General features: G+C 65.0%; 12 protein-coding genes. 8 read left to right on the forward strand and 4 right to left on the reverse strand.

Translation table 11 applies throughout. The features are described 5' to 3' along the window. Positions 1 to 293: 293 nt before the first annotated feature. From FMZ75_RS16395 to FMZ75_RS16415, 5 genes are all read left to right on the forward strand, one after another. Complete coding sequence (locus FMZ75_RS16395; RefSeq protein ID WP_166144263.1) at positions 294 to 2,102, forward strand: ABC transporter transmembrane domain-containing protein; 1,809 nt, start codon at positions 294 to 296, stop codon at positions 2,100 to 2,102. Positions 2,103 to 2,274: 172 nt separating this feature from the next. After that, entirely contained in the window at positions 2,275 to 3,768 is a 1,494-nt protein-coding gene (gene guaB / locus FMZ75_RS16400) for an IMP dehydrogenase (RefSeq protein ID WP_108918006.1), read from the forward strand. Further along, positions 3,768 to 4,703: a ketopantoate reductase family protein gene (locus FMZ75_RS16405; RefSeq protein ID WP_142863453.1), complete on the forward strand. Its 936-nt coding sequence runs from the start codon at positions 3,768 to 3,770 to the stop codon at positions 4,701 to 4,703. Before guaB ends, FMZ75_RS16405 begins: the two co-directional genes overlap by 1 nt. A gap of 48 nt (positions 4,704 to 4,751) precedes the next feature. After that, positions 4,752 to 5,135: a hypothetical protein gene (locus FMZ75_RS16410; protein ID WP_108918005.1), complete on the forward strand. Its 384-nt coding sequence runs from the start codon at positions 4,752 to 4,754 to the stop codon at positions 5,133 to 5,135. A gap of 84 nt (positions 5,136 to 5,219) precedes the next feature. Next, entirely contained in the window at positions 5,220 to 5,495 is a 276-nt protein-coding gene (locus FMZ75_RS16415; RefSeq protein ID WP_024880178.1) for a hypothetical protein, read from the forward strand. A gap of 39 nt (positions 5,496 to 5,534) precedes the next feature. On the opposite strand, the gene FMZ75_RS16420 is transcribed toward FMZ75_RS16415, so the two are convergent. The 4 genes from FMZ75_RS16420 to FMZ75_RS16435 are packed head-to-tail and all read right to left on the reverse strand — an operon-like array spanning position 5,535 to position 8,477. After that, the gene (locus FMZ75_RS16420; protein WP_166144265.1) at positions 5,535 to 5,762 is read right to left on the reverse strand and encodes a hypothetical protein; all 228 of its coding nucleotides are present in this window, start codon (positions 5,760 to 5,762) and stop codon (positions 5,535 to 5,537) included. A gap of 11 nt (positions 5,763 to 5,773) precedes the next feature. Further along, positions 5,774 to 6,175 carry a cytochrome C gene (locus FMZ75_RS16425; RefSeq protein WP_142863451.1) on the reverse strand — a complete coding sequence of 134 codons (402 nt, stop codon included), beginning with the start codon at positions 6,173 to 6,175 and terminating at the stop codon, positions 5,774 to 5,776. A 12-nt stretch (positions 6,176 to 6,187) separates the two neighbouring features. Beyond that, on the reverse strand, positions 6,188 to 7,261 hold the full coding sequence (locus FMZ75_RS16430) for a metallophosphoesterase (RefSeq protein ID WP_142863450.1): 1,074 nt from the start codon (positions 7,259 to 7,261) through the stop codon (positions 6,188 to 6,190). Positions 7,262 to 7,298: 37 nt separating this feature from the next. Next, positions 7,299 to 8,477 carry a cytochrome-c peroxidase gene (locus tag FMZ75_RS16435; protein ID WP_166144267.1) on the reverse strand — a complete coding sequence of 393 codons (1,179 nt, stop codon included), beginning with the start codon at positions 8,475 to 8,477 and terminating at the stop codon, positions 7,299 to 7,301. On the opposite strand from FMZ75_RS16435, the gene FMZ75_RS16440 reads away from it, so the two are divergent. The 3 genes from FMZ75_RS16440 to acpA all read left to right on the forward strand — a co-directional run bounded on the left by FMZ75_RS16440 (position 8,476) and on the right by acpA (position 11,505). Further along, entirely contained in the window at positions 8,476 to 8,727 is a 252-nt protein-coding gene (locus FMZ75_RS16440) for a hypothetical protein (protein ID WP_166144269.1), read from the forward strand. The genes FMZ75_RS16435 and FMZ75_RS16440 overlap by 2 nt on opposite strands. 136 nt (positions 8,728 to 8,863) lie before the next feature. Beyond that, a complete protein-coding gene (locus tag FMZ75_RS16445) occupies positions 8,864 to 9,928 on the forward strand; it encodes a cytochrome-c peroxidase (RefSeq protein ID WP_166144271.1) in 1,065 nt (354 codons plus the stop codon). Positions 9,929 to 10,053: 125 nt separating this feature from the next. Beyond that, positions 10,054 to 11,505, forward strand: a complete 1,452-nt coding sequence (acpA, locus tag FMZ75_RS16450) for an acid phosphatase (RefSeq protein WP_370464732.1) — start codon at positions 10,054 to 10,056, stop codon at positions 11,503 to 11,505. Positions 11,506 to 11,850 lie beyond the last annotated feature (345 nt).

The following is an 11,850-nucleotide window of genomic DNA, read 5'->3' on the forward strand; positions in this document are numbered from 1 at the left end:
GGTGTCACTCCTTTGGTTTCCAGAACGTCCCGCCTTATCGTTCATTCGGTGGCGGGTGCGCTCCTACCCCTCTCTGCGGGGCTGTCTTGTCGACGATGACGAGCCTAACATAACCTTGTCGACTGTCTAGCGGGCTCCGTCGGCCGTTTTTCGAGAAAACGCGGCCCTTTTTTCCTCAATCTCGGCAAATCAATCGCTTGGCGTGGCGCCCCGCGAAATCGCCGGCGTCGTGAAATGCGTCGGCCGACACGATGCGGCTTGGACTGATCCGGTTCGGCGCTTATATCCCCCGCATGACAGCCGAAACCTCCTCTCGCGATTTTCGTTCGCGGCTGCGCGCCTTCGACGCGCTGAAGCCGCTTCTTCCCTACGCCTATCGCTATAAGGGCCGAATCGCGCTGGCGTTGATCGCGCTCGGCGTGGCCGCGGTCTCGACGCTCACCCTGCCGCTCGCCGTGCGCGGCATGATCGATCACGGATTTTCCGCCGACGATCCTTCCGCCGTGAACCTCTATTTCGGCGCGATGGTGGGCGTCGTGGCGATTCTCGCATTCGCTTCCGGCACGCGCTATTATCTGGTGATGACGCTCGGCGAGCGCATCGTCGCCGATCTGCGCGGCGATTTCTTCCGCCATCTCACCTCGCTCGACGCCGCCTTCTACGACAAGACGAAGACCGGCGAACTGACCTCGCGCCTCACCGCCGACACGACGCAGCTGAAATCCGTGTTCGGCTCCTCCGTGTCGATCGCGCTGCGCAATCTCTTCATGTTCGCGGGGGCGATCGTGATGATGACGCTGACGAGCCCCAAGCTCACCGGCGTCGCGCTCGCGGCCATTCCCTGCATCGTCCTGCCGCTCATCGCCTCCGGGCGGGTGATGCGGCGGCGCTCGCGCCATGCGCAGGATCAACTCGCCACGGCCAGCGCCTATGCCGCGGAAAATCTCGCGGCCATGCGCACCATGCAGGCCTGCAATGCGCAGCGAGTCGCGGCCGAGCGTTTCGGCGCCGCGGCGGAAGGCGCCTATGCCGCCGCGCGCGACGCCACGCAGACTCGCGCCATCGTCACTTCGGTGACGATTTTCCTCGCCTTCGGCAGCGTCGTCGCAATGTTGTGGCTGGGCGCGCAGGATGTGCTCGCCGGCCGCATCACCACCGGCGTTCTCTCGCAATTCGTGCTCTACGCCGTGCTGGCGGCGAGCTCGCTCGGAGAATTGTCGCAGGTCTGGAGCGAGGTGTCCGCCGCCGCCGGCGCCGCCGGCCGCATCGGCGAGATTCTCTCCATCCAGCCCACGGTCGCTGCGCCTTCCGCTCCTCTCCATCTGCCGAAGCCCGTTCGCGGCGGCGTCGCCTTCGATGATGTCGGCTTCTCTTATCCTGCGGGCTCGGGACGGGCGGCCTTGGATGGGCTGAGCTTTGCCGTCGCGCCGGGCGAGCGCATCGCCATTGTCGGCCCATCCGGCGCCGGCAAATCGACCGTGTTCCAATTGCTCGAGCGCTTCTACGATGTTTCGCGGGGCGCGATCACGATCGACGGCGTCGATCTGCGCGCGCTCGATCCGATCGAGCTCCGCGGCGCCATCGCGCTCGCGCCGCAGGACCCGATCGTCTTCGGCATGAGCGTCGCCGACAACATCACCTATGGCCGCGAGGGCGTCTCGCGCGGCGCGATCGTCGAAGCGGCCAAGCGCGCGCAGGCGGCGCAATTCATCGAGGCGCTGCCGCAGGGCTATGACACGGAGATCGGCGAGCGCGGCGTCACGCTTTCCGGCGGCCAGCGCCAGCGCCTCGCCATTGCGCGCGCCATTCTCGCCGACGCGCCGATCCTGCTGCTCGACGAGGCGACCTCGGCGCTCGACGCCGAGAACGAGGCGCTGGTGAAAGAGGCGCTGCATGATGTGATGCGGGGACGCACCACGCTGGTGATCGCCCATCGGCTGGCCACAGTGCTCGAAGCCACCCGCATTCTGGTGATGAGCGAGGGCCGCATCGTGGAGCAGGGGACTCACGCGAGCCTCGTCGCCGCGGGCGGCCTCTATGCGCGGCTGGCGCGGCTGCAATTCGACATGGGCGCGGAAGCGGCGGCGCTGGAGACGGCGTGAGGCTTCCGTCGCGCGGCCTCGATCGAGTTTTCCACCGCGGGCGCGCGCCGATTTTGCCTTCCGTCATATTGGTGCTATGAGCACGCGCCAACCCGGAAGACGGCCGTCGCCGTCTCTATGTCGTCCGGCCTCGAGCATGGCCGGTTTTTGCGCCCCCGAGGGAGTTGGCTTCATGACATCATACGCACGACCGCCGTTGCACGAGGCTCTGACCTTCGACGATGTGTTGCTGCGTCCGAGCCATTCGCTGGTGATGCCGTCGCAAGTCGATATTTCGACTCGGCTGACGCGCGACATAACGCTCAACCTGCCGATCATCTCCTCGGCCATGGACACGGTGACGGAGGCGCGCCTCGCCATCGCCATGGCGCAGGCCGGCGGATTGGGCGTCATCCACCAGAACCTCACCCCCGCCGCCCAGGCCGCCGAGGTGCGCAAGGTCAAGCGCTATGAGAGCGGGATGGTGGTCGATCCGATCACCATCTATCCCGACGAGACGCTCGCCGACGCGCTGGCGCTGATGGCGCGCTATAATATTTCCGGCATTCCGGTGGTCGAGCGCGGCCATGGCGAGAAGCCCGGCAAGCTCGTCGGCATTCTCACCAATCGCGACGTGCGCTTCGCCGACAATATGCGCGAGCCGGTCGCCGAGCTGATGACCAAGCAGCTCATCACCGTGCGCGAGGGCGTCGATCAGGAGGAGGCGCGCCGCCTGCTGCATCAGCATCGCATCGAGAAATTGCTCGTCGTCGACGAGGATTATCGCTGCGTCGGCCTCGTCACCGTGAAGGACATCGAAAAGGCGACGCTGCATCCGCACGCCGCCAAGGACGCCGAGGGGCGGCTGCGCGTCGCCGCCGCCGCCACGGTCGGCGATCGCGGCTTCGAGCGCGCGCTGCAATTGATCGACGCCGGCGTCGATCTCATCGTCATCGACACGGCTCATGGCCATTCGCAGGCGGTGCTGGATCAGGTCGGCCGCATCAAGAAATTCTCCAACAAGGTTTCGATCGTCGCCGGCAATATTGCGACGCGCGACGCGGCCAAGGCGCTGATCGACGCCGGCGCCGACGCCGTGAAGGTCGGCATCGGCCCGGGCTCCATCTGCACGACCCGCATTGTGGCGGGCGTCGGCGTGCCGCAGCTCACGGCGATCATGGACGCGGCCGAGGAGGCGTTCAAAGCCGGCGTGCCGGTCATCGCCGACGGCGGCGTCAAATATTCGGGCGACCTCGCCAAGGCGATCGCGGCCGGCGCCTCGGCGGTGATGATCGGCTCGCTGCTCGCGGGCGCGGAGGAGGCGCCGGGCGAGGTGTTTCTCTATCAGGGCCGCTCCTTCAAATCCTACCGCGGCATGGGCTCCGTCGGCGCGATGGAGGCCGGCTCCGCCGCCCGCTATTTCCAGCAGGATGTGAAGGAGAGCCTGAAGCTGGTGCCGGAGGGAATCGAGGGCCAGGTGCCCTATCGCGGACCGGTGGCGCCGATCCTCTATCAGCTCGCCGGCGGATTGCGCGCCGCCATGGGCTATGTCGGCGCGCCGACCATTCCCGAGTTCCAGTCCAAGGCGGAATTCGTGCGCATCACCAACGCCGGCCTGCGCGAGAGCCATGTCCATGACGTGACGATCACCAGAGAGAGCCCGAATTATCCGACCGGCGGCGCGTGATGCGCGTTCTGATCCTCGGCGCGGGGGCCGTCGGCGGCTATTTCGGCGGCCGGCTCGTCGAAGCGGGCGCGGATGTGACCTTTTTCGTGCGGGAAGCGCGCTCGCGCCTCCTCGCCGAGCGCGGGCTGCGGATCGAGAGCCCTTTGGGCGACATGAATCTCGCGGCGAAAGCCGTCTTCGACCCGAAAGCGCTGACGGCTTTCGATCTCGTGATCCTCACTTGCAAAGCCTATGATCTCGACGAGTCCCTCGAGACCATCGCCGGCGCCGTCGCGCCGGGAACGGGCGTGCTGCCGCTGCTCAACGGCTTCGCGCATCTCGATCGAATCGAGGCGCGCTTTCCTGAGGCGAAAGTCTTCGGCGGCGTCGCACAGATCAGCGCGACCCTCGCCGAGGATGGCGTCGTGCGCCACTTCGGCGAGCGCAACCGCTTGATTTTCGGCGTGCGCGACGGCGGACCGGACGAGCGGCTCACGGCGCTGGAGGCCATTTACGCGCGGACGTCGGTCGCGGCGACTTTCGTCGACGATGTAGAGCGGCGGCTCTGGGACAAATTCGTGCTGCTCGCGACGCTGGCGGGGATCACCTCGATGATGCGCGCGAGCGTCGGAGACATATTGGCGACGCCCTCAGGTGAGCGTCTCATCCGGCTTCTGCTCGCGGAATGCGAGAGCGTCGCCCGCGCGCAGGGCTGGACGCCGTCGCCCGAGTTCCCGGAACTATTGTCGATTTTATTCGTGCGCGGCTCGGCGCTCAAAGCCTCGATGCTACGCGACATAGAGCGGGGAGGGCGCACCGAGGGCGAGCATATTCTCGGCGACATGCTGGCGCGGGCGCGGCGGGCGCGGCTGGAGACGCCGGCGCTGGAAATCGCCGCGACGCATTTGCGCGCCTATGAAGCCAGTCGAGCGTCTGGCGGCACGAATTTCGCGTAGTTCTCGGCTTCTTCGGCGAAAGGCGCCGCAGACCGGGGATTTGACACAATGAGCGATCCGAGCGCGAGCCTCGCCAAGGCGGAAGAACAGGTGCTCGCCGCCGCACGGCGCAATTTCGACAGCTTCTTCCGCTGGGTCGCCTTCCTCGACGATTCGATCAAAAAGGATATCGGCCCGAAATTCGGTGTCGAGCTGGCGCTGAAGGCGAGCGCCGTCGAGCAGAAGGTGATGGGCCTGCTCTTCGTCTCGCGTCCGCTCAAGGAGCCGCTGCCGCTGCCCTTCGAGATCGAGGGAAGCTCGATCCGCTTCGGCCATCCGAAATTCGAGCGCGACGACGAGGCCGCCGGCGAGAAGACCACGCGCTATGACGTCTCGACCATAGACGATGTGAACCGCATTCTGGGCGATGTGGTGCAGGATTACATCGGCTGATCCTGCGAGGCATGGCATGTCGATTGCTATCTAATTCTGAGACAAGCAATCAGACGGGCTCAGGCCCTTTGTCGGAGATCGGACATGCTGCCGCAAGTCGTCCTGGTCGATGGCGTCCCCAGATGCGTTATTCGCCCGACCGATCAGAAAGCGCTCGACCGCTTCGTTCGCAACAGCAGGAAATGGCTTCAGGCCGGCAATGCCGAAGCCAAATGCACCTACCGCCCGGCCGACGACACGGAGAGGGCGGTTTGGACGGACGCTTTCGAGCTGCACAAGGCCGCCGGCTCGGATGAGGAGAGCTTTTTCGGCATTCCTCTCGTGGCCGCGGCGGCAATGGCTGCGGCGCCGTCCGAATAGCCGGACTCAGTCGACGTTGCAGCGGATCGGGGCTGGCGATTACGCCGTTCCGGTCGCCGCCTGCGCGGCGGCGGCCAGGGCCAACGGACAATTGGCGCAATCGTGGCCGGCGCAGCCTGCGCAAGGGGAGGGCGCGGCCGCCGCCTGAGCCGGGGCGGCGGCGCCCGCCAAATTCTGCACATCGGCGCGGGTCTCGTCGCTTGCGGCGGCCCAGGCCGAGCCGGCGATCAGCAAAGCGGGCAGGGCGAGAGCAAAGGATTTCCGCATGGCGCCTGTCCTCAATGCTGGCCGGGCGCGAGCTTCACGCCGCGCCGCTCGAAAGTGATGTAGGAGACGAGCGCCGTCATGCGCGGATCGTCCGGCGCGAGATTAGCGCCCTGCAGCGGATTGCGAATGCACCAATTCGCCATCTCGAACAGCTGCGCCACCTTGCCGAGCTGCTTCTGGAACTTCGGATAGGTCTCTGGGTGCGTGTTGGCGGCGTTGGGGTGGCATTGCGCGCAAGCGACGCCATTGGTCCCGAGCGTGCCGCTCGTCCATAATTCGCGGCCCTTGGCCGCCACCTGCTCGAACTCTTTTTGATAGCGCTCGACGTCGGTCTTGGTGAATTCATCGGCGCGCGCGGTCGTCGCGGCGAAGGCGGCGAGACTGAAAGCGAGGAGCAAGGTCGAGCGAAGCATGGCGAACTCCGATCAATAATGAGTTTGCGGTAGACGACGCTGCGTCGGCTCCTGATAGGCGACGTCGACCGGATGGCCGGCCTTGCGGTCGAAGGCGACGGTGCGCTGGTCATTGTCCCAGAGCTGATAGCGCGCGGTGACGCGGCCCGAGCCTATGTCGATCAGCTGCCAGCCGGTGGCGTCGCGCTCGAAGAAGGGATCGGCGCGGTTCATCGGAATGGTGAGCACGGGCAGATGGCTCTCGGCCTGCGCATAGCTCTGCGGATAGGGCCAGGGCCAGGCCGTGGCCATCACCGAGTTGAAGCTGATGTTGCCGATCTGATTATATTGGATCTGATGGACATGGCCGTAGATGACGTTGACGCTGTCGAAAGGCTGCAGCAGCGCCTGCACCTCCTCGGCGTCGTCGGTCCAGAAATTCCAGCCCTTGTAGATCTTCTGCAGCGGCGAATGGGAGAAGACGACGAGCGGCGTCTTCTTGTCCACCTTGGCGAGGTCATTGGCGAGCCATTTGCGCTGCTTGTCGCCGACCATGAAGGGCGAGCCGTTCGGATTGTCGAGCCCGGCCATCTCCAACATGCGCTGCTCGGCCGTCGGCCAGCGATGGAAGGTCCATTGCTCGCTGGTCAAAATCGAGTTCAGCACGATGAAATGCACGCCCTTATGGTCGAAGCTGTAATAATGCGGGCCGTAGAGCTTGCTCCAATAATCGCCGAGATCGAAATAATAATCGTGCTCGCCCATGACGGCGTGCAGTCTGCCTTTCAGCTTGGAGAGCATTTCGGCGCCGTGGTCGAGCTCCTCGCGCTTGCCGAGCTGGGCGAGATCGCCGCCGAAGATGACGAAATCCGATTCCGGCTTCACCAGATTGGCCTCGGCGACGGCGCGTTTCAGCCCCTGATCCCAATTGCGCACGAAGCTCGCGCCTTTGATCTGCTGGATATGCGCGTCGGAAATATAGGTGAAGGTGAAATCCTCGCGCTCCCCGCCGAAGGCGAGCGTGACCATGCTGATCGGCAGAGTGGTCAGCGCCGCGCCGGCCCCGGCTCCCGCGAGAACGCTGCGCCTGGTGACGAATTCGCTCATCTGCTCGGCTCCCTTTTCTCGATCGCGCCGGGCGCGTTCATTTCGTCGCCGCGCCGACATAGGCCGGCGAGGTGAGCGTCTCCAGGAAGGCGACGAGATCGTCCTGCTGCTGCTTGGAGAGGTTCAGTGGGCGAATGCCGCCGGAGAGATAATCATTCACCTGCGGCGGATCGCCCTTGCTGCGCCCGCCATTGTCATAATGCTCGACGACGTCCTTCAGCGTCTTCAGCGAGCCGTCGTGCATATAGGGCGCGGTCACCGCGACATTGCGCAGCGTGGGCGTCTTGAAGGCGCCGATGACGTCGAATTGATCGGTGACGGCGAAGCGGCCGAGCTCCGAGGTCATGGGGTCGGTCAGCACGGCTTTGTCGACATCGACGCCCTTCGATTTCGCGTTCAGAAATTCGGCGGAGAGGCGCGGAATAGCGGATTGCATCCGATTGACGCCGACGCCGATATTGTGGAACCGATTGTCGGTGAACAGCGCCTGGTCCTGCTCGATCACATGGCAGGAGACGCAGCGGCCCTGGCCGACGAAGACCTCGAAGCCGCGCTTTGCTGCCTCCGATATCGCATTCTCCTCATGGCCGAAGCGCCAGCGGTCGAAGGGCGAATCGCCGGAGACGAGGGTGCGCTCATAGGCGGCGATGGCCTTCTTCACCTCATCCATCGTCACGCCGTCGCCGCTCTTGCCGAAGACCTTTTTGAAGAGCTCGACATAGAAGGGATCGGAGCGCGCGATCACGAGAATCGGCTCATGCGTGGGCAGGCCCATCTCGACGGGATTGAGGAATGGATGCTGCGACTGATCCTCGAGCGAGGCCGAGCGCCCATCCCAGAAAAAGGAGGTGAAATAGGCCGCGTCGATCACTGTCGGCGCATTGCGCGTGCCGGTCTTCGCGCCGACGCCCTCCGAGGTGCGCAGTGGGCTGTCGGTGAAGGCGCGGTCGTCCTTGTGGCAGGTGGCGCAGGCGACCGTGCCGTCGGATGAAAAACGCAGATCATGGAACAGGCGATCGCCGAGCGCGATTTTTTCGGCCGTCTGCGGATTATCAGCGGGGATGGGGATAGGCGGCAGGCCCAGCGGCTCGGCGATAGCGACGCCCGCGGAAAGTCCCGCCGCGCCGAGGCCGGCGAGACCGAGCCCCGCGAGATCGAGAAACGAGAGACTGAACATTGCCGCGACCGCGGTCGCGGCGCGCTTGCGCACGGCCATGTCGTCCTCCCCGCTGCGCCTGTCGGCTGAAGCCGCTTCTTTCGCTCGGCGCGAGCATTCGCAATCCTGCCTGGAATCCTTCTCATCGGCAAGGATTTTCGGGGCGGTCTTCCAGCTTTTGTCTCGCCTGCCGCCAGTAACCGAAGCTACGCCGCGCGACCAATATTTCAAGCTTGCGGCGCGAGAAAAATATCTGGCGCCGGGGCGGCGTCATCAATTCGACATGACCGGAAAAATAGTAGAGTTATAGTTGTAATTACATGACATCTCCCAGTTTGGCGCATTATTGCCTTTGCCCGCGGGCTCAGCTTGTGGTAGGCGGGCGGCGGTTCGAGCGGCGTCCGTTCGCAGCGCACGCGCGAGCCCCATCGGAGGAGCCCTGGGAAATGTCACGTGCATTCATCGCCGCGCTGAGCGCGATGGCGCTGATCCCTTTCGCCGCAGTCGCCGGCGATCTGCGATCGGACGCCAACGCCGTTTTCAAGCCGGTCACCGCGGCTGCGGCCGCCAAGGCCGTGAAGAACAACGAACTCACACCCGCCAAGATCGAGCTCGGCAAAGAGCTGTTCTTCGATCCGCGCATCTCCTCGAGCCAGCTCATCAGCTGCAACTCGTGTCATAATCTGAGCCTCGGCGGCGTCGACGCCGGCTCGACCTCCATCGGCCATGGCTGGCAGAAGGGCCCGCGCCGCGCGCCGACCGTTCTCAACGCCGTGTTCAACGTCGCCCAGTTCTGGGACGGCCGCTCCGAGGACCTGAAGGCTCAGGCCAAGGGTCCGGTGCAGGCCGGCGTCGAGATGAACAACACGCCGTCGAATGTCGAGGCGACGCTGAACAGCATTCCGGCCTATGTCGCCTCGTTTCAGAAGGCCTTCCCGGGCGACAACAAGCCGGCGAGCTTCGACAATTTCGCCAAGGCGATCGAGGCTTTCGAAGCGACGCTGGTGACGCCGAACTCACGCCTCGACAAATTCCTCGCCGGCGACGAGGCGGCGCTGGACGCGACGCAGAAGAAGGGCCTGCGCCTCTTCATCGACAAGGGCTGTAGCGGCTGCCACGACGGCGTGAACGTCGGCGGCGGCAATTACGCGCAGTTCGGCGCGGTGGAAAAGCCGTCGGCGGCCATTCTGCCGGAAGCCGACAAAGGTCGTTTCGCCGTCACCAAGAGCCCGGCGGACGTTTTCTCCTTCCGCGTCGCTCCGCTGCGCAATGTCGCGCTGCGCGCGCCCTATTTCCATACCGGCCAGGTGTGGACGCTGGAGGAGGCGGTCGAGGTCATGGCGAAATCCCAGCTCGGCGTGCAGCTCGCGCCCGACGAGACCACGGCCATCGTCGCCTTCCTCGGCGCGCTGACCGGCGATCAGCCGAAAGTCGACTATCCGGTCCTGCCGGCGCGCACCAATGCGACGCCCAAGCCGCAGCAGGAGCTCGCGACGAAGCACGCTCACTGAGCGGATTTCTCGCTGCGCTCGACACAGCCTCCGCGCCCGCGCGCGGAGGCTTTTCTGCGAAGTCATGAAATTGTGCGTTTGCGCATTTAGCTTGCGAAAAAGACAATTGCGAATGGAGCCGCGCCGTGACGCTCTCACGAATTTTGGCCAGAGCTTCCCTTTTGCTATTTCTCTTCGGCCTCGTCGGCTCCTCGCTCGCGCAGGAGGCGGCAAATCCTTTTGCGGCGATCGGCCACATCGTCGTGATCTATACCGAGAACCGCAGCTTCGATAATGTCTTCGGCCTCTATCCCGGCGCCGATGGCCTCGGCATAGGCGCCGAACGCTTCGCCCAGGTCGACGTCGACGGCAAGCCTTTCGGCGAGTTGCCGCCGATCCGCGGCGACAAGGGCGTCGACGCCCGTTTTCCCTCCATTCTCCCCAATGCGCCTTTTCCCATCGACGCCTTCCTGCCCAATGCCGAGAAGACGCCCGATCTGACGCATGATTTCTTCCAGGAGAAGGAGCAGATCAATGGCGGCAGAATGGATCGCTTCGCCGCCGTCTCGGGCGCCGGCGGGCTGGTCATGGGCTATTACGACGGCCGCTCCCTCGCGCAATGGCGCCTCGCGCAGGAGTTCACGCTCGCCGATCATTTTTTCCACGGCGCCTTCGGCGGCTCCTTCCTCAATCACATGTTTCTCGTCTGCGCCTGCGCCCCGACCTTCCCCTCGGCGCCGCCGTCGCTGATCGCCGAGATCGACGAGGCCACCGGCTTTCTCGCGCGCGCCGCCGACACGCCGGCGAGCGCTCATATCGGTCCGCCGCGCTACAAAAAGCCCGGACCCGTCACCAGCGACGGCTTCGTGGTCAGCACGATGCAGCCGACGACGCCCTTGTCGCCACGCGACGCTCCGACGCCCGCGGGCCTCGGCCTGCCGCCGCAGACGCAGCCGACGATCGGCGACCGGCTGAGCGAGAAGGGCGTCTCATGGGCCTGGTATGCCGGCGGCTGGAACGACATGCGCGCCGGGCGCATTCGCCAGCGCGAGGCGCCCGAGTTCTTTCAGACGCATCACCAGCCCTTTCTCTATTTCGCCGATTTCGGTCCCGGAACGCCCGCGCGCGAGCGGCATTTGAAGGACGCCGACGATTTCTTCGCGGCGGCGGAGGCGGGGACGCTGCCCGCCGTCTCTTTCTACAAGCCGGTCGGCAAGTTCAACGAGCATCCGCATTACGCCGATCTGAAGACCGGCGACGCGCATCTCGCCGATGTCGTCGCGCGGCTGCGGCGCAGTCCGAATTGGAACGACATGCTGATCATCATCACGGCCGACGAGAACGGCGGCTCCTGGGATCATGTCGCGCCGCCGCAGATCGACCGTTTCGGTCCCGGGACGCGCGTGCCGACGTTGATTCTGTCGCCCTTCGCGAAAAAGGGATTCGTCGACCACACGGTCTATGACACTGCGTCGATTCTGGCGACGATCGAAACGCGCTTCGGACTGGCGCCGCTCACCGCGCGCGACAAGGGCGCCGCCGATCTGCGCAATGCGTTGGACGTCGCCGCGCCGGCGCCGGGAAGCGCCGCCCGCTGATCGGCGCCGCGGCGCGGCTCAAGTCATTCTGTCACAGCCCGGCCGGGGAGGCTTGTCCGCAGCGACGGCGCCTCGTCCATAGGCGCTGCCTATCTCACAGATGTTTGAATTATCGGTATTTCATTGCCGATGCCGAGGCGCCTTCGGCCTTCGGCGTGGGTGGGACCGCCCGAAATTGCGGCGCCGCATAAACCACCCGAGAGAATACCTATAACCACTCTATAGATTATTTTGACCCACCCTATTGGATATTGTCATTAGGCAGCGGAACGGAAATGGTTGCGGCTCGCCGAACGAGGGCGTTTCGGATTGCTTGCGCTGGGAGGCGGGGTTGGTCCGGGGTTT

Source organism: Methylosinus sp. RM1 (assembly GCF_011378635.1).
In the GTDB taxonomy this organism is placed as follows: Bacteria; Pseudomonadota; Alphaproteobacteria; order Rhizobiales; family Beijerinckiaceae; genus Methylosinus; species Methylosinus sporium.